Source organism: Streptococcus oralis (assembly GCF_026782375.1).
Classification (GTDB): Bacteria; Bacillota; Bacilli; order Lactobacillales; family Streptococcaceae; genus Streptococcus; species Streptococcus oralis_CL.
Genome location: NZ_JAKUWJ010000004.1, coordinates 33,467 through 55,016, shown reverse-complemented (window position 1 = coordinate 55,016; position 21,550 = coordinate 33,467). Strand labels below are relative to the sequence as shown.

At 41.2% G+C, this 21,550-nt stretch carries 19 protein-coding genes and 2 pseudogenes; 2 read left to right on the top strand and 19 right to left on the bottom strand.

Annotated elements, in window-relative coordinates:
- Positions 1 to 60 precede the first annotated feature (60 nt).
- The 13 genes from MK409_RS08165 to MK409_RS08105 all read right to left on the bottom strand — a co-directional run bounded on the left by MK409_RS08165 (position 61) and on the right by MK409_RS08105 (position 12,379).
- Positions 61 to 1,113: a hypothetical protein gene (locus tag MK409_RS08165; RefSeq protein WP_268705960.1), complete on the bottom strand. Its 1,053-nt coding sequence runs from the start codon at positions 1,111 to 1,113 to the stop codon at positions 61 to 63.
- 110 nt (positions 1,114 to 1,223) lie between these two features.
- The gene (locus MK409_RS08160) at positions 1,224 to 1,883 is read right to left on the bottom strand and encodes a hypothetical protein (protein WP_268705959.1); all 660 of its coding nucleotides are present in this window, start codon (positions 1,881 to 1,883) and stop codon (positions 1,224 to 1,226) included.
- 121 nt (positions 1,884 to 2,004) lie between these two features.
- Positions 2,005 to 2,673: a hypothetical protein gene (locus MK409_RS08155; protein WP_001226453.1), complete on the bottom strand. Its 669-nt coding sequence runs from the start codon at positions 2,671 to 2,673 to the stop codon at positions 2,005 to 2,007.
- 1 nt (position 2,674) lies between these two features.
- A complete protein-coding gene (locus tag MK409_RS08150; protein ID WP_000381576.1) occupies positions 2,675 to 3,247 on the bottom strand; it encodes a hypothetical protein in 573 nt (190 codons plus the stop codon).
- Between the two features lie 301 nt (positions 3,248 to 3,548).
- A complete protein-coding gene (locus tag MK409_RS08145; protein WP_268705958.1) occupies positions 3,549 to 4,403 on the bottom strand; it encodes a VOC family protein in 855 nt (284 codons plus the stop codon).
- Positions 4,404 to 4,509: 106 nt separating this feature from the next.
- The gene (locus MK409_RS08140; RefSeq protein WP_268705957.1) at positions 4,510 to 5,547 is read right to left on the bottom strand and encodes an aldose epimerase family protein; all 1,038 of its coding nucleotides are present in this window, start codon (positions 5,545 to 5,547) and stop codon (positions 4,510 to 4,512) included.
- 146 nt (positions 5,548 to 5,693) lie between these two features.
- Positions 5,694 to 6,689 (bottom strand): tagatose-bisphosphate aldolase, encoded by a 996-nt coding sequence (lacD, locus tag MK409_RS08135; RefSeq protein WP_025168418.1) that lies wholly within the window; start codon positions 6,687 to 6,689, stop codon positions 5,694 to 5,696.
- A gap of 10 nt (positions 6,690 to 6,699) precedes the next feature.
- Complete coding sequence (locus MK409_RS08130; protein WP_000936017.1) at positions 6,700 to 7,866, bottom strand: SIS domain-containing protein; 1,167 nt, start codon at positions 7,864 to 7,866, stop codon at positions 6,700 to 6,702.
- A 104-nt stretch (positions 7,867 to 7,970) separates the two neighbouring features.
- Positions 7,971 to 8,375 carry a PTS sugar transporter subunit IIA gene (locus tag MK409_RS08125; RefSeq protein WP_004239567.1) on the bottom strand — a complete coding sequence of 135 codons (405 nt, stop codon included), beginning with the start codon at positions 8,373 to 8,375 and terminating at the stop codon, positions 7,971 to 7,973.
- A gap of 3 nt (positions 8,376 to 8,378) precedes the next feature.
- Complete coding sequence (locus MK409_RS08120; RefSeq protein ID WP_000185285.1) at positions 8,379 to 9,200, bottom strand: PTS system mannose/fructose/sorbose family transporter subunit IID; 822 nt, start codon at positions 9,198 to 9,200, stop codon at positions 8,379 to 8,381.
- Positions 9,187 to 10,092: a PTS mannose/fructose/sorbose/N-acetylgalactosamine transporter subunit IIC gene (locus tag MK409_RS08115; protein ID WP_000616995.1), complete on the bottom strand. Its 906-nt coding sequence runs from the start codon at positions 10,090 to 10,092 to the stop codon at positions 9,187 to 9,189. The genes MK409_RS08120 and MK409_RS08115 overlap by 14 nt, the downstream gene beginning before the upstream one ends.
- 26 nt (positions 10,093 to 10,118) lie before the next feature.
- Positions 10,119 to 10,595 (bottom strand): PTS sugar transporter subunit IIB, encoded by a 477-nt coding sequence (locus MK409_RS08110; protein WP_000156956.1) that lies wholly within the window; start codon positions 10,593 to 10,595, stop codon positions 10,119 to 10,121.
- Positions 10,592 to 12,379 carry a glycoside hydrolase family 35 protein gene (locus MK409_RS08105; RefSeq protein WP_268705956.1) on the bottom strand — a complete coding sequence of 596 codons (1,788 nt, stop codon included), beginning with the start codon at positions 12,377 to 12,379 and terminating at the stop codon, positions 10,592 to 10,594. Before MK409_RS08105 ends, MK409_RS08110 begins: the two co-directional genes overlap by 4 nt.
- 279 nt (positions 12,380 to 12,658) lie before the next feature.
- Between MK409_RS08105 and MK409_RS08100 the strand changes: the two genes are divergently transcribed.
- Positions 12,659 to 13,417, top strand: coding sequence for a GntR family transcriptional regulator (locus tag MK409_RS08100; protein ID WP_193750115.1), 759 nt, complete (start codon positions 12,659 to 12,661; stop codon positions 13,415 to 13,417).
- 305 nt (positions 13,418 to 13,722) lie between these two features.
- Positions 13,723 to 17,754, top strand: a complete 4,032-nt coding sequence (strH, locus tag MK409_RS08095) for an LPXTG-anchored beta-N-acetylhexosaminidase StrH (protein ID WP_268705955.1) — start codon at positions 13,723 to 13,725, stop codon at positions 17,752 to 17,754.
- 57 nt (positions 17,755 to 17,811) lie between these two features.
- Here strH and purB read toward each other — a convergent pair whose 3' ends face one another.
- The 6 genes and pseudogenes from purB to MK409_RS08070 form a co-directional block, all read right to left on the bottom strand.
- Entirely contained in the window at positions 17,812 to 19,110 is a 1,299-nt protein-coding gene (purB, locus tag MK409_RS08090; RefSeq protein ID WP_268705954.1) for an adenylosuccinate lyase, read from the bottom strand.
- Positions 19,111 to 19,384: 274 nt separating this feature from the next.
- Entirely contained in the window at positions 19,385 to 20,176 is a 792-nt protein-coding gene (locus MK409_RS08085) for a beta-carotene 15,15'-monooxygenase (protein WP_268705953.1), read from the bottom strand.
- Position 20,177: 1 nt separating this feature from the next.
- The gene (locus MK409_RS08080; protein ID WP_268705952.1) at positions 20,178 to 20,405 is read right to left on the bottom strand and encodes a phosphoribosylaminoimidazole carboxylase; all 228 of its coding nucleotides are present in this window, start codon (positions 20,403 to 20,405) and stop codon (positions 20,178 to 20,180) included.
- A 9-nt stretch (positions 20,406 to 20,414) separates the two neighbouring features.
- Positions 20,415 to 20,510: pseudogene (locus MK409_RS08965) on the bottom strand (phosphoribosylaminoimidazole carboxylase); the annotation flags it as partial.
- A 2-nt stretch (positions 20,511 to 20,512) separates the two neighbouring features.
- Positions 20,513 to 21,205: an aspartate/glutamate racemase family protein gene (locus MK409_RS08075; protein WP_268705951.1), complete on the bottom strand. Its 693-nt coding sequence runs from the start codon at positions 21,203 to 21,205 to the stop codon at positions 20,513 to 20,515.
- 3 nt (positions 21,206 to 21,208) lie between these two features.
- A pseudogene (locus MK409_RS08070) lies at positions 21,209 to 21,435 on the bottom strand (phosphoribosylaminoimidazole carboxylase).
- Positions 21,436 to 21,550: the final 115 nt, after the last annotated feature.

Sequence of the window (21,550 nt, the reverse complement as noted above, 5' to 3'; positions counted from 1 at the left end):
TTAAAATTCAATATCAACTATCAATATCTATTGGAATATAAGACAAATGCTTTTGTCCCATTATTCTTCCTCCGTACTGGATTTATAATATTGTAAGAACTCTTCTTCGCTTTGAACCAAATGTTCCTGGCCATCTTTTGAACTAGCTGCTGGAATAGTGATATCCTTGAAAATATTGGTACCTTCTGAAAGAACTAGCTTTAAGAGAGAGATTTTAAAGCGGACGTCTTCTTTTCCAAGGAAATATAATCTAGAAGATGGGCCGGATTTCAAGATTGAAAACACTTTAGGATATTTATCTGCTAAAGAACTAAATTGACCATTTGATACAGACTTATTTAGAAAAAAATCAGATAAAACTAAGGTGAAATTTTGATTTGAAAGTCTACCATGTTGATTAAGTATATCTTCGAAGTTATCTTTATGTTCTGTAGTCTCTTCTTTATTGTAAAGCTCTTTGGAAGTTTTATCAGATGGAATAGCTGCTATTATCTTTCCTTCCTCTATATCAATAAGCCCATTTTCAGTTTTCGATTCTGGCTGTTGGCCAGTATCCATACTAATTGGTAAGTAAGTTTTTCCTTGTTCCGTATACAAGTAAAACTTATACCCACGAAACCTTCTTGGAATATAATCCTTATTATATTCCCTCACCATCTGAAATACATCATAAGTTTTTTGTTTGATTGTCCCATCTTTCGTATCATAGACGTCTAACAACCAGTACTCTCCCTGCTCTGGAATATTACTTTTCAAATATGGAACCGCATCCTCTTCAAGAACCCAATACTTATACGTAGCTGATTTTAATTTGTAACTCTGGCGAACAATAAAACGTTCACCATTGGTCACTGTATTTACCTCAACTTTTATCCTATTATCATATTTCTTAGCCTCTTTCGCATCTTTTAACTCCGCATCATTATCCCATTTAATTGCTACTGCCTTGTTATCATCCATGAATTCATAACTCACAATTTTTACCCTTGGACTCCACATAACAAACTGAGTAAGTTCATGTCTGCGATATGCCTGATAAGCAAAGTATAGCCCTATGACAGTGAGTGCAAGAAGTAGGACTTGAACTAATTTTGATTTCATTATTTTTTTCATTATCTTCCCTCATCAGTGATTTATATAATATCAAAACGCTTTATAGGACTAGTATCCACAACTGCCATATTTAAAAATTCAATATACTTTTCTTTCATACTATCCTCTTCTTACTTCTCTTCCTTAAATAGCACTTTCCCCTGTTCATATTTTCGCACAGCTAAGAACCAGCGTATTGGATTGTTTTGGAATAAGAAAAGGTACAACAAGGCAGGAAAGAGACCTGCTAAAAGCGAGAAAAAGATTTGTATATCAAATGTCTCTTGCTTATTGAATGAGTCAATAATACTTGGGATAGTAGCAACAAATATTACTATAGTAGTCATAAAAACTAATAGCATAACAATCATAAAAGCCAACATTTTCCCAAACGTCGCTTTTTTATCGCTGAAATTGTCCCAGAACAGATTTGAATCAACAGCTTTCGCAAACTGTTGAGAACTTGCCCCTTGAACCTGTTTCACCTCTTTATACAAGGCCTCTTCCATCATCCATATAAATCCAAATAGGATAAAGGAAAGACAAAGAATAAAAATAGGAACCATCCCACTATTATAACGAAGGCCTGAGAAAATTGGTATTGCAACAAATCCTCCGAGTAAACCTAACAAAGAGAATATAGCAATTAAAGGAGCAATCCCCCTATTCGATCTCCTAGCCCCTTCTGTATTTAACAAGGCACTCTTATCTGCTACAAGAGCCTCTTTTGTTCGCGTATTATAGTAAACGGCCTTATCACCGCTCTGTCCAATAAAAATTATTTTTCTCATATAAAATCACCACAGTTTTCACTAATCACTATAATCAGAAACTTCAATTTTATCATAGGTTGTTGATAAAACATCACCATCACCAACCACTGGTAATGGTAATAGCGTTTCTCTCGTGTTTCTAGTTCTTCTCTTCCCTAAATAATACTTTCCCCTGCTTGTATTTTCGTACGGCTAAGAGCCAGCGGATAGGGTTGTTTTGGAACAAGAGCAGTACGACACTAATTGGGACGATCGTTGCTCCGATGGGCACCATGAACATGGACGGCTCAAACCATTCATGTTCATAGTAGGGAATGAAGGTCCCAGGTATGGCAAAGAACACAACAATAACAAAAACAAATAGAAGAACGAGGATAACAAATAGATACAAGATGATTTTATCGACTGTTGGTTCCTTATCCGGAGATTTTTTCCAAAATTTACTACTTTCAACTGCTTCTTTAAACTGTTCTTCACTTGCTGGGATAAGCGACTTAGCCCCACTGTAGAACAGTTTTTCAAATCCATAAACACTTCCGATAAAAACGAAAAGGATAGCGGCTAGATGGATCGGAATCATCCACTCACTCAATTTAAAAGGCGCTATCAAGGAACGAATCCAAATACTGATGATAGCAACTAGCAAGAAAGCAAAGAAGAGAAGCCAAGGCCACTTGGATTTCTTTGAACTGATGGCACCGTCGGTTTCTGACGAGGTACTAGATTCTGTCGCTAAAGCCTCTCTCGTCCTTGTATTATAGTAGACGGATTGCTGGTTTCCTTGGCCTATATAAATGATTTTTCTCATCTCACATTTCTCCCTCTTTTCCTCGGCTATCGTCCTGTAATATCTCCATCAGCTCTTTGAACAGTCGTTTGCGCGTTTTCATCCGAAAATCATAAACTATATATGTAAGAATACCAATCCCTAACATGTACATAATTAAAAATTGAAAATCAGAAACAGCCAGATAACGATAGGCTGAAAAAATCGTTATTAAAACAAAAATGTAGCCAACTACTGTCAACGCCCTAGATTTTCTCCTAAGTGTTTTGATATTGGCTTTTGTCAACCGAACTTTTCTAAATCTATCTGTCTTCATGTTGCGTCGGGTAGATTTGGCAAGGAGAATGGTCCCGAAAACCAAAAACAGAGACATCAGGATAAAGAAGATTAGATTAAGAGGGGATGAGACATCTCCAAAGGTTTGGTTGAGCAACTTTGACAGCCGTTGGAAGGAATAGATTGCAATAGGGGCTGCAATAGCTGAATAATTCATGCCTTGTTTTACGCTGTAGAATACTTGATTCTTCAGATCATAATAGATAAAAGAATCCTCCAGAGGCCCCATACTGATTAAATTTTTTACACTTGTGTCCATCTTATTTCCCGTCTCCTAAACTCAATACGGATGTTCAAACAGAGTCCTACTTTCTCTTAAAAGCATCGTGACAACGATTGCCAGCATTCTAGCTTTTTCGGCATTTGCCTTCCTAGAGAAAGAAAAGTTTATTAGTATTATAGCATGAACCCCCAGAAAAGGGAAAATATCCCCGGCAGATACCATTGCTAGATCCAAGAAAGGTTTCGTCATTTCATAAAAAAGCGAACAAGTTCGCATTCTAAAAACAGAATGCGAGCTTGTCCGCCTTTTTCTATGTATATGATGTGTTTTTCACATCTCATCGTGCCAAGCGAATGCGAGTCACAATCCCATCTGGGTCTACAAGATCCACTTCACTCGAATGTAACCACTTGATCGGAGCTTCTAGCTCCTGTGCTTGCTGAACGATGGCTAAGAGTTCTTCCTTGCTTTCGACCTCAAGGACGTAGTAGGCCAAGCCAGGCATGCCCGATTTACGCGGAGCTAGACCTTTTCCAGCCCATTCGTTGACAGCTAGGTGGTGATGGTACTTCCCAGCTGCTATCCAACTAGCACTCGGAATAGTAAATTTATCCTCTAGCCCCAACACCTTTTGATAAAACTGACTCGCTGCGCGACTATCCTTAACCGATAGATGGATATGCCCCATTCTCGTCCCTTCAGCTAGGATAAAGGGATCTACCTTTTCCCCTAACTCATAGATATCCTGAGCCGCAAGGGCCTCTGTCACACCGATAATGCGTCCGTCTTCTCGAATATCCCATGAAGAAACTGGCTTATCACGGTAGAGTTCAATGCCATTTCCTTCCAAATCTTCCAGATAAAGGGCCTCACTGTATCCATGATCCGCTCCTCCGACCAGAGGAATGCGCAAATCACTTAAGTGTTTCAGGACATCTGCCAAGGCTTTTCGTGTCGGCAACAAAATCGCTAGATGGTAGAGCCCATAATGCTCCCTTACTTCCCCAGCTTTTTCTGCCTGTATCAAATGGACCAAGGCTTTTCTGCCAAGTCCCAAAATCGCTTCTGTCTCTGTTTGAGATAAAATCTCTAAGCCAATAATCTGGTGATAAAAAGCCGTTTGACTCGTCAAATCCTTGACATTTAAAACAGCCTCTGCTAGGTAAATGTGGCTTTGGTATGCATAAGTCATAGGGTGTCTCCATTTGTTGTAACTTTATTAATTACATCAATTATACACTATTGAGATAGAATGTCAACGAAGACAACTCAAAAGAGCTGGAAACCAGCTCTTCTTTTTATTTTACAACAAGCTCGTAACGAGTTTTGCTGGTGAAAGTTTCCCCTGCTTTGAGAATGACTTGGTCTTTGAGGTCGCTGTGAATGGCATCTGGTAAAGCTTGCGCTTCAAGGGCAATCCCATTGTGTTGCACCATTGGCTGGCCTCCGATGATGACACTCTCATCCACAAAGTTTGCTGTGTAGACCACAAAGCAAGGGGCCTCTGTCTTGAACAGTAGGAAGCGACCTGAGTTTTGGTCATAAAGGAAACCAGCATTGTCATGACCTGCCGGGAGGGCAAATGGGTGGTCCAAACCAGATACCAGTTGGATTTGCTCATCGTCCTCTGAAAAGATATCCTTGAGCAAAGCACCATTGTAGATGTGTTTCACCACATCGCGATCAGCATCTGGAGTTTTTGCTGACACACCGTCCGGAGCAATTGGGTAAATGCCCTCCGTATTTAGCTGGAAGACATGACGGTCAACTGCCTGCGTAAAATCACCAGACAAGTTGAAGTAGCTGTGATTAGTTGGATTGACCAGCGTATCCTGATCTGTCGTCACCTTATAGCTAACTTCGTAAGCACCAGTTTCTTCCAAGTGGTAGCTGATCCAAATCTTAAGATTACCAGGAAATCCTCCTGTCCCGTCTGTACGCTCTGTGTAGAGAGTCAAGCCATGGTCGCTCACCTCAACCAATTCAAACAAGCTCGCATCCCAACCTGTTGAACCACTGTGGTTACAGTTGCTAGCATTATTGACTTCAAGGTCATAGGTCTGGCCATTGAGTTCAAAAGTCGCTCCAGCGATACGGCCTGCTACAGGACCTACACTTGCTCCATGCTTGGGACTATTGCCTACATAGCTATCAAAATCATCAAAGCCTAAGATAACATTAGCAAAATTTCCAGCCTTGTCGGGTGTGACATAGCGCAAGATGGTCGCACCATAGGTCATAATTTCTAGTTGGTAGCCACTATCAGTCTCAAAGCGATAGGCCAAGACATCCTTGCCCTCATGATTTCCAAATACACGCTCTGTGTATGCTTTCATTTTCATCTCCTTTTTTCTATTTCTATTAAGTAAACAAACCATAGAAAGTGTATGCACCATCTATGGTTGTAGTTTCTATTTTCAGAATCCTTTGTCAGAAAAACTTGAGTATTTTCTTAACAAAAAGGGATTCTTCTATACTTGTTTTATGCTTCCACACGTTCTTTCCATGAAGTCGCTGTTGTTTGAAGAACCTTGTTGAGTTCGTCAATGTTCTCAAATCCTGTTGTACGCAACCACTCACGAGCTGCCGCTTCACCGTCTTTGATGTAGGCTTCAACTGATCCAGCCCATGTCGCACGGCCGCAAAGAACTCCGTTGAAGTTTGCGCCTGATTCGTGAGCAAAGACAAGTGTTTCTTGGAAGAGTTTGGCTGATACACCCGCACTCAAGTAGATGTATGGAAGATTTGTTGCTTCATCTTGTGCTTTGAAGAAGGCTGCTGCTTCTTCGCGTGTATGCACGATTTCACCATCGCCAAAGCCTTCAACGTAATTAACATTGACTGGAACTTCCACTTTCAAGACATCGATGTTGAAGCTTGGGTCTGAGAAGACCTTCATGGCACCTATAACCTTGTGTGGTTTCACTTTTGCGTATTCTGCAGAACCTGCATCCGCAATCTTTTCATCGTAAGCAAGAATTTCAAGGAAGAATGGAATGTCTTCCGCCACACACTCTGAACCGATGCGTTCGATGTAGGCTTGTTTTTCTTGGTTGAGTTCGTCAGAGCTGTCTACGTCATAGTAAAGCAAGAACTTAACAGCATCTGCACCTTGTTCCTTGATGCGTTTTGCAGACCAAACATCCAAGCAGTCAGGCAAGCGTTTGGTGCTTGTTGTGTCGTAGCCAGTTTTCTCATAAGCAAGGAGAAGTCCAGCATTGGCATCAAGCGCTTTTGTAGCTGGAAGACCATACTCAGGGTCAAGGAGCATAGAGGATGCGTATTTTGTCAATTCATCTGCAACCAATACTTTAAGTTCTTCCATTTGAGCAACTGTTGGCTCTTCTGTTTGGTATTGAGCCATGAGGCGTTTCAAAGCACCACGTTGGTCAAAGGCAAGAGCTGAGATAATGCCGTTCTCGTCAGAGAGTTTTTGCAAGCAAGCTACTTTATTAGGACTTAATTGTAATTTACTCATAGACACTTCCTTATTTTTGATAGTCATGAATGATAACACCTTGTACCACACGGTTTACTGTACCTGTAGGAGACGGTGTATCTGGTTTGTTTTCGACCTTAAGCGAAGTCAAAAGGGCAAAGAGTTGGGCATAAATGATGTAAGGGAAGACACGGTAAATATCGTTCAAGACTCCACCACAGCCAAGAGCCACTTCTTTGACATTTTCAAGACCAAAGGCTTGATCACTCAAAAGCACAACACGACGAGCAATCTTATCACCAGCCACTTCACGAACCAAGTCCAAGTCGTACTTGCGAGTGTAGTCTGTCGTTGTACCAAAGACCAAAACAACTGTATCTTCGTTGATCAGTGATTTTGGACCGTGACGGAAGCCAACTGGACTTTCATACATAGTCGCTACTTGACCAGCTGTTAATTCCAAAATCTTGAGCTGAGCTTCATGAGCAAGTCCAAAGAAAGGACCAGCACCTAGGTAGATAACACGGTTAAAGTCGAGGTCAACCAGCTCTTTGACATCTGCTGCATTGTCTAGAACTTTACGGGTAAGACTAGAAATAACTCCAAAACGTTCAGCTTTAACAGCAAATTCTGTAGGATCAAAAACCAAGAGAGCTGTTAGCATCATGGACGTAAAGCTAGAAGTCATAGCAAATCCAGCGTCATTAGAGGCAGCTGGTTGCAAGAGCAAGAGATTGCGGTCATCGCCATGGGCTTGAAGAGCCAATTCCCCATCTGCAGCACATGTAATGGTCACTTGATAGAGGTCATCCACCAAGGCTTTGGCCAAATCAACTGTTGCCACACTTTCAGGTGAATTCCCGCTACGAGCAAAGGATACAAGGACAGTTGCCACATCTTTTTTCAGATAGATTTCTGGATTGGCAACAATATCAGTTGTCGCAATGGCATTGAAATTCCATTTGCGTTCATCATAGACTTCCTTAAAGTAAGGCACCAAGGTATCTCCCACATAAGCAGAAGTACCAGCACCCGTCAAGATGACCTTGATATAGTCATGTCTATCAGCGATACCTTGCAGAAAGGCTGCAATTTCTTCACGTTTCGCTTGATAGGCTTCAAAAGCTTCTTTCCATACATCAGGCTGTTGATAGATCTCACGAGTCGTGATTTCTGCACCCAGTTCAAGTAATTCTTCTTTTGTGTAATTTAGCATAGAGTTCCTCTAATCTATTGTTGTTTCATTCCTATTGAAAATATGGGAATGGGAGTGACTCCCATTCCCATGTATATTCTATATAAGATGCTCTAAGTCACATCTTATTCATCTTCGTCATCATCGAAGCCCGCTAACAAATCATTGACTTTTACAATGCTTTCTGCACCACGGCTCTTATAGTCCGCATCTGCACCTGTAAGGCTAGCATTGATAAATTCAATCACCATTGGAAGATTCATTCCTGCGTAAAGTTCCACGTTGCGACCTTCCATAATCAAGCGGCTTACCACGTTACATGGTGTACCACCGAGAAGGTCCGCAAAGACTAGGAAATCATCCAATCCTTCGATAGCAGCTTCAAATTTTGCAGTAAATTCTTCTGGACCATCTTCTGGAAGAAGAGCCACTGCATGAATATTGTCTTGTGGGCCCATGATCATTTCCGTGCTACCTTTAAGTTCTTCACAGAAACGACCATGACTCACCAAAATTAACGATTTCACCATAAATTATGCGCCCATTCCAAGCAAGAATTTACCGATGAATGAAAGACCTACTGCAAGAACGATAATGATACCGATCGCTTTAGTAGAGTTCATACCTTTCTTACCAAGCAACCAGAAGATAAAGGCAGTAAAGATTGCTGGAAGCAAGCGTGGGAAGATTGAGTTCAAGATGTCTTGGAAGTCAATCAATTTTTCACCGATTGGCAATTTGTAAGAAATCTCAAAGTTGATCATTGTTGCTACAAGAGCACCCATCATGAAGACACCAAGTACAGATGCAGCGTCAATCAAAGCTGTCAAAGTACTTTGCATGTTGTTGATAAGGTTAACCCCTTCTTTGTAAGCAAATTCCAATTGTTTCCAACGGAAGATGTCATAAGCAACTGCAACTGCGATCCAAAGGAAGATACCCCATGGTTGGCCAGCGATAGCCATAGTTGCTGCGATAGATCCCATGATAGCAGGTACAAGTGAACCAAAGATTGTATCTCCAAGAGGAGCAAATGGTCCCATCAAACCTGTCTTGATACCGTTAACGGCATCTTTTGAACCTACACCATCTTTTTCTTCCATGGCAAGGTCAAAACCAGCGATAATGGTATGGAAGAATGGAGAAGTATTGAAGAATTGAGTATGAACTTTCATCATTTCTTTCAATTCAGGAGTTCCATCCCCATACATTTTACGCAATTGAGGCAAGATCATGTAAAGGTAACCAGAAGCTTGCATACGCTCATAGTTCCAACCTAATTGGAAAGTAAACAAGCTACGTTTGTTGATTTGATTAAAATCTTCTTTTGTAAGTTTGTAATTAGAATTCGTCATCTTCGATTTCCCCACTTTCTGATGGTGTAGAAGGTGCTGCTACAGCTACTTTTTGGCTGTTCTTAAAGTGAACAACTGCAAGGAAGATACCTACGATAGAGATACCGATCATAGACAAACCTTTGAAGTTGTTAGCAAAGCCAATCTTTTCAGCAACATCAGCAGGAAGAGTACCAAGGATACCCGCAACAGCTCCACCAAGACCTGTTACATATGAGTAAAGAACAGTCAACATAGCTGTCAAACCGAATCCCATTGCAAGGTAGTGAAGGTTACGTTTAACTGGAAGGTAACGAAGCAAGATTGCAAATCCGAGACCTGGAAGCATACGTCCTGCAAGTGTCAAACCGTCTGCAACCCATTGGTATTCCTTAACAAGGTTTACAACACCTTGTACGAATTCTCCACCAAAAGCAAGGGCGAAGAATACTGGAAGGGCACGTGAAAGAGCCCAAGGCACTGCACCAAGTAGGTAGTTGCGCTCGATTCCTTTATAGTCAAAGCGTTCGATTGCAGCGTCAATACGGTGTGCAAAGAAAGTAGTAGTCATACGTCCAAGAACGTCGAAGTATGTCAAAAGTGCTGCTACTGGTACAGCGATTGTTGTGATCGCAAGATCTGTATCAATACCTTGAGAGATAGAGAATGCTGTTGCAAGAACCGCACCAGAAGTTGCGTCGATACGAGAAGCACCACCGAAGGTACCAACCCCAAGAACGAACAACTGCAAGCTACCACCGATAAACAAACCAGTTGTCACATCTCCCATGATCAAACCGGTAATAAAACCAGCGAATACAGGGGAACCTGCAGATGAAACGATTGTCAACTCATCACAGATTTGATAAGCTGAGTACAAAGTGAGAAGTAAAATTTGCCACCATTGTATCATAACAATGACCTCCTAAAAATTTTTTCCTATTTTAATAAGCTCAAAAAGTCTGAAACTGGATCATTTGGAACCATTTGAGCAGTGAGTTTCACACCTTTTTCTGCCAGTTTGTGGAAGTCTTCCACATCCTTATCTACCACGTTGATAGAACGCGTGATAGGGCGAGTTTCTGGTGTTTGAGACATATTGCCAACATTGAGTGTTTCAAGCGGAACACCTGCTTCAACCAAACCAAGGAAACGGTCTGGTTTACGTGCAACGATAAAGAGACGTTGGCTATCGTATTTACCAGCAAGGATATTCGCTGCCGCTTTCTCAATTGGCAAGATACTAAGTTTTACACCTGGTGGTGTCGCAAGTTTCAAGCCGCTCTTTTCAATATCGTTGTTAACGACTTCATCGTCTACAACCATAATGCGCGAAACGTTTAGTTTCCCTGCCCAAAGATTGGCTACTTGACCGTGGATCAAACGTCCATCGATACGGCATCCTACAATTGTCATAAGTTTTCCCCCTTTATGTGTTTTAGTGTAGGTTTACGAGTTAAATGAATCTCTTTTTTATATTCGCCTTCAGTTTCAAAGATGATAATGCGGTTATCACCTTCCTTGAGATAACTATGAGGGATATAAAGTGAGAGGGTCGGGCCGACATTCCAGAAACGTCCTAGGTGACGCCCGTTGACAAAGGCAATTCCCTTACCAAACTCAGATAAATCTAAGTAGGTATCCTTAGGCTCTTCAACGGTAAAGTCGAAAGCGTAAAAGGCCGGTTGTCCTTCTGTCCATCCTTTTGAAAAATCAATTTTCTCAGGATTATCCAATGGAAGTGGATATTGTTTCCAATTTAACATGAAGTGTAGATCCTTGCAGACACCTGTACGAATTCCTTTACGTTGCGTATCTGCCAAGAACTTATGTCCGTAGTTAACACGCCCCATATTTTCGACCAAGATGTCAATCTCTGAAAAACCTTCTCGATTTCCCTGACAGTAGATATCTTCACCAATTTCTGTCTGGTATTGAGTGGCAATCCATTGACCATCTACATAGAGTTGAGCTCGGTCACGTCCATCGATGATACGGAGACGTTCCTCTTCTGCATCCCAACTTGCTTCAGTACGATAAAGAAGGTAGCCATAACTTTGACCAAGTTCTTCCATCGCTTTTGGATAGAGGCTTTCAGTTGGACTTGCCAAGCTGTCCAGGGTTTCAAACAAGGAAACTTTTTCGACTAGTGGAATGGATTCCATTTCCATGCTTTCCTTGTAAAGTGGTTCCAACTGTGGATACTCTGGGAAGTGTGTTGCCATCATCTTCTTGACTGCTAGGTATTTAGCAGTTGGATTTCCTTCTTCATCGAGAAGGGCATCATAATCGTAAGATGTAACTTGTGGCAAATCTAGAGTTCCTCGAGCCGAGCAACCATTCATGAAACCAAAGTTTGTTCCGCCATGGAACATATAAAGGTTGATGGAGCCTTGCTCTAACACCTCTCGAACAGCTTCTGCCAACTCTTTTGGATCACGCGTGATGATTGGTTCTTTCCAACGGTTGAACCAGCCATCCCAGAATTCCATACACATGAGGGGCCATTTTTTGCCATACTCATCAAAGAATTCTTGCATCTGTGAAAAGTTGTAAGGAGCCTTAGATCCGAAGTTTCCTGTCACAAAGAGGTCATCTTCAATCAAGGTTCCAGCTTTCAGAGTAGCCCTCCAAGGACCGTCTGAAGTAAAGAGTGGGCAATCAATCCCTCGTTCTTCCATCAATTTTCGAATCGCTCTCAGATAAGACTTATCTTCTCCATAAGATCCATATTCATTTTCGACTTGCATCATGAGAATGTTTCCGCCATTTTCCAACAAGCGAGGCACAAGCCTTGGTAATAATTGGTCATAATAGCGAGCAACTGCCTCAACATAAGCCGGATCGGATGAACGGATTCGCATGTTCTTAGTTAAGAGCCAAGCTGGTAAACCGCCGAACTCCCACTCAGCACAGATAAATGGAGACGGACGCACAATGGCGTATAGACCCAAATCCTGTGCGATTTGGAGGAATCTCTCCAAATCCATAGCACCTTCAAAATTAAACTCACCTTCAATAGGTTCATGTAAATTCCATGCTACATAAGTCTCGACTGTATTAAAGCCAAGCGCTTTTAAGTTGTAGAGCGAATGATACCAATCCTCCGCTGGAATTCTAAAATAATGAATGGCGCCGGACAAAATCTTGAACGGTTTTCCATCTAAATAGAAATCGTCCTCAATTTTAAAGCTTGTCATGTTACTACCTCTGACTAATTAAGTTTGCGCTTTCATTTATTATAATATTAAATATAATCAAATCTTTTGCATTTGTCAATAGGTTTTAGAAAATTCTTTAAAATTTTTCTATTTTTTTACTTACCGTTTACCGAAATTATCAAAAAATCGCATGAAAGTCGTTTTTTTATGTATGATAATTCACAAGGCTAAAAAATGAAATTTTTTACATGTAACATAACATCTTTAGTCGATTATTTTAATTTTTTTTACCTAAATACTACTATTTTCTTAGTATTTATGGTAAAATCAAGGTTGGAGAAAGAGAATCGAGGTGAAATTATGGCTATTCCAAAATACCAATATATTAAAGATGAATTAAAAAACAAAATCATCTCAGGTCAATTTGCGAGTGGAGATAAATTTTATACAGAAGCAGAATTGATTGCGATGTACGATGTTAGTTCAATCACCGTTGTTCGTGCTTTGAACGACCTTGCAAAAGACGGCTATATTGTCCGTCAACAAGGTAAAGGAACTTTCGTTTCACGTGCACGTAAGCACAAACTCGTTGAGTTTTCAGATGTTGAAATCTTTGAAACAAAAGACGATAAAGTTACTGTCCTTTCTATCGAGCGCGGAAACAAGCTTGAATATTTAGAGAAACTCGGCCTACGTGGAGATCAATTCTACTATAAGATTGAACGTATTCGTCAAACAAATGACGTTACATACATCTACCACACATCTTATGTTCCTGAACAATATATCAATGCCAACTATCCAAATCTTGATTATTATAGTTCTATCTATAAACGTTTCAAATTGGATTACCGCATTCACATGAGTGATGAGCATTTTGAGGAAATCAACGAGATTGCCTTTCCAACACCAGAGCATGCTGCTTCTGTACTTGGAATCGATACACAATTCCCAACTGTCTTCCAAACCAAGACTACAAAACTTGAGGCCACTGGCCAAGTCCTTGCCTATAGTGAAACTTATAAGCGAGCAGACTACTACAAAATCAAATTCATCTCATGTAACCGAGGTCATTAAGAAAAAGCCTGAGCCCAGCTCAGGCTTTTTCTGTATTTAATTATAGCACGAGAAAGAAGCTATGAAAATGCTATGAAAGGTTCTTATTTAATTAGTAGCGTTTTTACTAAAAACAAGTTAAATATTTGCTTCGTTTTTCCTTCTATCTTTATCTTTTATTGACAATTTTCTCCTAAATCTTATGTTTTCCTCCATTTATTATAGTTCTTATATAAACCCACTTGACATTTTACCCCTTAGATAATAAAATAAAATTGGTTTTATGTAAACGCTATCATATGCGATAACAACAAGGAGGTTTTGTCATGAAACTAGAAAAGAAACAGCGCTTCTCCATTCGTAAATACGCGGTTGGAGCAGCTTCTGTACTTATAGGATTTGCTTTTAGCGCACAAGTCGTAGCTGCCGACGGGATTACTCCGGCTCCAACAGCTGAGGAAACAGTTCAAACTGTCCAGGAGAGTCCTCAAACACCCAATGAGGTTGGAGAGCCCAAGGCCCCAGAAAAACTGGAAGAAAAGGCTGAAGAACCTGTAAAAGAGGAGGTCAAAGAAGACACGGATGCTCCTCATACAGTTGCTCCAAAAACGGAAGAAACAACTGCACCAGCTGTGACAGAAAATGCTAATCCTACTCCGACTACTGAGAAAGAAAGTCCTGCTCCAACTGAAGTTCCTGCAGAAAACTCTCCTTCAGAAAAGAAAAATGAAGCAGCCACACCTGCAGTAACCACTCCTAACACTGAACGAGCAGCTCAGGTAAATGAAAAACTGGCTAAACGAAAAATGATCTCAATTGATGCTGGACGCAAGTACTTCTCGCCTGAGCAACTCAAAGAAATCATCGACAAAGCTAAACACTATGGTTATACTGATCTTCATTTACTAGTTGGAAACGATGGCATGCGTTTCATGTTGGACGACATGACCATCAAAGCCAATGGCAAAACCTATGCAAGTGATGATGTCAAACGTGCGCTCGAAAATGGAACTGATGCCTATTACAAGGATCCAAATGGCAACCATTTAACAGAGAGCCAAATGACGGACTTGATTAACTATGCTAAAGATAAAGGTATCGGACTAATCCCAACTGTTAACAGTCCTGGCCACATGGATGCCATTTTGCATACCATGAAAGAACTAGGTATCCAAAAACCGAACTTCAACTACTTTGGCAAGGAATCTGCTCGTACCGTTGACCTGGATAACAAAGAAGCTGTTGAGTTTACTAAAGCTCTGATCGACAAGTATGCTGCTTACTTCGCTGGCAAAACTGATATTTTCAATATCGGACTAGACGAGTACGCCAATGATGCTACAGATGCCAAAGGATGGAGCGTTCTTCAAGCCTACAAGTGGTATCCAGAAGATGGCTTCCCAGATAAGGGTTATGACAAATTTATCGCTTATGCTAATGACCTAGCTCGCATTGTTAAATCTCACGGTCTCAAACCAATGGCCTTTAACGATGGTATCTACTACAATAGCGACACTAGCTTTGGAACCTTTGACAAAGATATCATCGTTTCTATGTGGACTGGTGGATGGGGCGGTTACGACGTCGCTTCTTCTAAACTTCTAGTTGAGAAAGGTCACCAAATTCTTAATACCAACGATGCTTGGTACTATGTTCTCGGACGAAATGCCGACGGCCAAGGCTGGTACAACCTCGACCAAGGTCTCAATGGGATTAAGAACACTCCAATCACTTCTGTTCCAAAATCTGAAGGAGCAGATATTCCGTTCATCGGTGGTATGGTAGCTGCTTGGGCAGATACTCCATCAGCACGCTATTCTCCATCACGTCTCTTCAAACTCATGCGTAGCTTCGCAAATGCAAATGCTGAATACTTTGCTGCCGACTATGAGTCTGCTGAGCAAGCCCTTAAAGAAGTCCCAACAGACCTTAACCGATATACTGCAGAAAGTGTCGCGGCTGTCAAAGAAGCTGAAAAAGCCATTCGCTCACTCGATAGCAACCTCAGTCGTGCCCAACAAGACACCATTGACCAGGCAATCGCGAAACACCAAGAAGCTGTTAGCAACCTAACCTTCACACCAGAAGCTCAAAAAGAAGAAGACGCGAAACGTGAAGTTGAAAAACTTGCCAAGAACAAGGTGATCTCAATTGACGCTGGACGTAAGTACTTCTCAGCTGAACAACTCAAACGTATCATTGATAAAGCTAGTGAACTTGGATATTCTGATGTGCATCTCCTCCTAGGAAATGACGGACTTCGCTTCCTCCTTGATGACATGACCATCACAGCTAACGGCAAAACTTATGCAAGTGACGATGTCAAAAATGCCATCATTGAAGGAACAAAAGCTTACTACGATGATCCAAACGGAACCACTCTTAGTCAGGCTGAAATCACTGAATTGATCGAGTACGCAAAATCAAAAGGGATTGGACTCATCCCAGCGATCAACAGCCCAGGTCACATGGATGCCATGCTTGTCGCTATGGAAAAATTAGGTATCCAAAATCCTCAAGCCTACTTTGACAAGGTCTCCAAAACAACCATGGACCTTGAAAACGAAGAAGCGATGAACTTTGTCAAAGCCCTTATCGGCAAGTACATGGACTTCTTTGCAGGCAAGACTAAGATCTTTAACTACGGTACAGACGAATATGCCAATGATGCTACCAACGCTCAAGGCTGGTATTATCTGAAATACTACAATCTCTATGGCAAGTTTGCTGAGTACTCCAACACTCTTGCTGCCATGGCCAAAGAAAGAGGCCTTCAACCGATGGCCTTCAACGATGGTTTCTACTACGAGGACAAGGATGATGTTGAGTTTGACAAGGATGTCATCATCTCTTACTGGTCTAAAGGGTGGTGGGGCTATAACCTTGCAACTCCTCAGTATCTGGCAAGCAAAGGCTACAAACTTCTCAATACCAACGGAGACTGGTACTATGTTTTAGGTAATCACAAACCTGACGAAGCCTATCCACTATCAAAAGCACTTGAAAACTCTGGTAAAGTGCCATTTAACCAGCTTGCTTCTACCAAGTATCCAGAGGTTGACCTTCCTACTATTGGTAGTATGCTTGCTATCTGGGCAGACAAACCAAGTGCCGAGTACAAGGAAGAAGAAATCTTTGAACTCATGACTGCCTTCGCAGATCACAACAAAGACTACTTCCGTGCTGACTACAATGCTCTCCGTGAGGAGCTTGCTCAAATCCCTACTAACTTGGAAGGATACAGCCAGGAAAGCTTGGATGCTCTAAATGCAGCTAAAGAGGCTCTCAACTACAACCTCAATCGCAGCAAACAAGCCGAGTTAGACGCTCTTGTAGCTAAACTCAAGGCAGCCCGCCTAGGCCTCAAACCAGCGGCAACTCACTCAGGAAGCCTCGATGAAAACGAACTAGCTGCCAACGTTGAAACCAAACCGGAACTCATCACAAGAGCAGAAAAGATTCCATTTGAAGTTATCAAAAAAGAAAATCCGAGCCTCCAAGCTAAGCAAGAAAAGATTGTCACACCAGGTGTAGATGGCGAACGCACTCATTACATCTCTGTCCTTACTGAAAATGGTAAACAAACAGAAACCGTTCTAGATAGCCAAGTAACCAAAGAACCTGTGACCCAAGTGGTTGAAATCGGTGCCCCTATTACTCACAAAGGGGATGAAAGTGGTCTTGCTCCAGCTGCCGAAACGAAACCAAGACTGGATATCCAAGAAGAAGAGATTCCGTTCACTACTGTGACACGTGAAAATCCACTCTTGCTCAAAGGGAAAACGCAAGTCGTTACTAAAGGAGCTAACGGTCGTCGCAGTCATTACTACTCTGTGAGCACTAGTGCTGACGGTAAGGAAGTGAAAACTCTTGTAGATAGCCTTGTGACCCAAGAAGCAGTGACCCAAGTTATTGAAGTCGGAACCCTTGTAACCCATGTAGGGGATGAACACGGTCTTGCTCCAGCTGCAGAAACAAAACCGAGACTGGACATCCAAGAAGAAGAAATTCCATTCACTACTGTGACACGTGAAAATCCTCAATTGCCAAAAGGACAAACACAAGTTGTTACTAAAGGAGCTAACGGCCACCGTACTGCCTTCTACTCTGTAAGTACTACTGCTGATGGAAAAGAAGAAAGAACGCTTGTCAATAGCGTGGTAACACAGGAAGCGGTCACTCAAGTTGTTGAAGTCGGCACTGCCGTTGAGAAAACTGAGCAAACTGCACCAACTACTGCCAAAGCAGATGAAAAACAACTCCCTGCAACAGGAAGTCAAGACTCTGCAGGTTTGGTCGCAGCAGGACTCATGGCGACTCTAGCAGCCTACGGACTGACTAAGAGAAAAGAAAACTAAACCTCTTCGATAAGCATACAAAAAAGCGAGATTGAATCTCGCTTTTTATTGTTAGGATTAATCACCAAGTCCGATACGTTCAAAGATATCCTCTACTCGTTTGGTGTAGTATGCTGGGTTGAAGATTTCATCGATTTCCTCTTGAGTCAGGCGTGATGTCACTTCTGGATCTGCTTCAAGAAGCGGTTTGAAGTCTACTTGGTTATCCCAAGAGTAAGCTGTTTTTGGTTGCACCAAGTCATAGGCTTGCTCACGGGTCATGCCTTTCTCAATCAAGGTCAACATGGCACGTTGACTGAAGATAAGACCGAAAGTTGAGTTCATGTTACGGATCATGTTTTCAGGGAAGACTGTCAAGTTCTTGACGATATTTCCAAAACGGTTGAGCATGTAGTCGATCAAAATGGTCGTATCTGGTGTGATGATACGCTCAGCTGATGAGTGGGAAATATCACGTTCGTGCCAGAGAGCGACGTTTTCATAGGCCGTCACCATGTGACCACGGATAACACGCGCCAGACCTGTCATGTTTTCAGAACCGATAGGGTTGCGTTTGTGAGGCATTGCAGATGAACCTTTTTGCCCTTTGGCAAAGAACTCTTCTACTTCACGTTGTTCAGACTTTTGCAGACCACGGATCTCCGTTGCCATACGCTCGATGGAAGTTGCAATGCTAGCAAGAACTGCAAAGTACTCAGCATGAAGGTCACGAGGAAGGACCTGTGTCGAGATTTCTTGGGCACGGATACCCAACTTGTCGCAGACGTATTGCTCTACAAATGGTGGAATGTTGGCAAAGTTCCCAACCGCACCAGAAATCTTACCAGCTTCCACGCCAGCAGCCGCATGTTCGAAACGCTCGATGTTACGTTTCATTTCGCTGTACCAAGTTGCCAATTTAAGACCAAAAGTTGTAGGCTCAGCGTGCACACCGTGGGTACGTCCCATCATGATAGTAAACTTGTGTTCTTTCGCTTTGTCAGCGATGATGTTGAGGAAGTTTTCAAGGTCCTTACGGATGATGTCGTTGGCTTGTTTGTAGAGGTAACCATAGGCAGTATCGACCACGTCAGTAGAAGTCAAACCATAGTGAACCCACTTGCGTTCTTCACCAAGCGTTTCAGAAACCGCACGTGTGAAAGCCACCACATCGTGACGAGTTTGCTGCTCAATTTCCAAAATACGGTCGATGTCAAAGTCCGCTTTTTCACGAATCAAAGCCACATCTTCCTTAGGGATTTCCCCCAACTCAGCCCATGCCTCGTCAGCTAAGATTTCCACCTCAAGCCAAGCACGGTATTTATTTTCTTCACTCCAAATGTTCGCCATCTTAGGGCGAGAGTAACGGTTGATCATGTTTAAGATACCAAGGGCGACTAGAAAGCGACTGAATTTTAGGAAACCAACGACGGATGCTTACGTCCTAGGAGGTTTATCTAAATTCCGAGCTTTCCGCCCGGGTTCAGTTCTGCAAACTAGATGCCCATTCCCTTTCTAGTTTTCAATTTTTTAGTTTAAGTTTTAAGGAAGTCCGTAACCCGTATTCAGTTTTGGTAAATACGTGGGCCCTTGTTCCTTTTTATTATATTCTTACTAATCTGATTAAAATTATTTTATCGGATGGAGATTTCTAATTTGTTTTACTACTAAACCCCTTAAAAAAATCTTTAAAAAATTCTAAGACTCTATTGAGTATTGATCTAAAGCTATCAATTACCAAAGGATTGTTAATATTCATTAAAAAAATTAACAATAAAATATAAGTGATGAATTCTCCAATTTTCATTGGTTTAAAACGATTCGGAAATACAATATTTTTTAGTAATGAACTAATGCATAAACCTATTACTAAAATAACAAAAACAATAACAAAAAATGTCATTTTTTCCACCATATTATCCGAAAGAATTTTACTAAACAAACTATTCCATACTACCCCTATATTACTTCCTAATTCAAATGGTTTTGTTGTATTTAGATTTAGGGTGGAGAAACTATCAAAAAAATGATTTGTTGACTCAGTGAAAGAAAATCTTGTAATTATAATAAAAATTGGTATACCAATCTGGAAAAGGTAGGATGATATGGGATAATTTAACCTTTTGAATCTCATAACAACAATTAGCATTAAAAATCCAATAATAAAGTGAAGATATCCTTTTAAGATCAAATATAAGTATATCCCTACAGAAAATGAAAATATTATTCCCAATGCAATAAGAATAAACACAATTATGTCCTCAGAATTTGCAGAGCCACTTGTGTTTTTATATTCTCTTCTATATTCTGTCCTCCTCTGCTCGATATATACGCTATAATTTTGAACTGTTATACCATTTTCATTATCATTTTTAAAGGCTAAATATATAGATAATGCGTCTGCAATCAAACCAACAAAAAGCGCAATCTTTTCCCAATTCATATTACTCAAACTCCTCTTTCCCAATCCACACAGATGGATAATGATCCAGTGTATTCAAATCCGTATCCATCGGCAAATCATAGATAACTAAATAGTTTTCAGAATATTGAGCGACCAACTCTTCATACTTAGCTCTCACTTTTTCATGATCGCTACTAGCATACAAGACTTCGACGACTACTCCAGTCTTATCCTTTTCAACAAATGCGTTAACGATGATTTGAATCATAGTCTTCTCCTAAAAATCAATCCTTTTCCCTAATTCAACCACACTATTTAGCGCATCACTAAACAAAGTCACATGTCCTACCCTACGGTTATGCTTGTCTTCTATGGTCACTTATTTACCGCCCACTCCGCTGCTTTCTCTGCATGGATCACTGTTGTGTCGTAGAGAGGCAGGTCGGTGTCGGATTGCTTGACGAGGAGACCAATCTCGGTACAACCCAAGATAACAGCTTCAGCACCTGCTTTTTTCAATTCATCTATAATGGCAAGATAAGCCTGTTTTGAGCTTTCTTTGATATCCCCTAGGCAGAGTTCGTCATAAATGATTCGATTAACCTCCGTAATGCCAGCTTGGTCTGGAATCAGTACTTCTAACCCAGACTCTATTAATTTTTCCTTGTAAAAATCTTGAGTCATGGTGTATTTGGTTCCTAGGAGGCCGACTTTTTGAATACCGTCAGCCAACAAGGCCTGCGCAGTTGCCTGCGCAATATGCAAGATTGGAATCGTAATCTTTTCTTGTATCTGCGGAGCAACCTTGTGCATGGTGTTGGTACAAATAACGATGAAATCCGCACCTGCTTGCTCCAAACGCTGAGCAATATCTGCCAACAGTTGACCGCTTTTCTCCCAGTCTCCAACTGCCTGATAATGCTCAATCTCTGCAAAATCAACACTATAAAGTAGAATCTTAGCTGAATGCAAGCCACCCAGCTCTTTTTTGATGGTTTCGTTGATGATTTGGTAGTAAGATGTGGTACTCTCCCAACTCATACCACCAATCAGACCGATAGTTTTCATAGACTAATCAAATTCCTCCTTGCTTATAGCTACCGACGGATAGTGCGGCAAGCTACTTAGATCCGTATCCAATGGCGAATCATAGATAGCCAGATAATTGTTTGGATATTGAATTTTTAATTCCTGATATTGGCTTTTACTTTTTCATGGTCGGCAATGACAAAGAGTACTTCCACAACGGCGATTTCTTTTCCTTCCTCCACAAAAGCGTTGACAATAATTTGAATCATAAACTGGTCTCCATTTAGCTTTAAAGATTATCATTTTCTGAGTCTTCATGTATAGAAAATTCAAATGAAATTCTCTCAGGAAGTCTAGGCAGGCCGTAACTACTCAGATAATCCT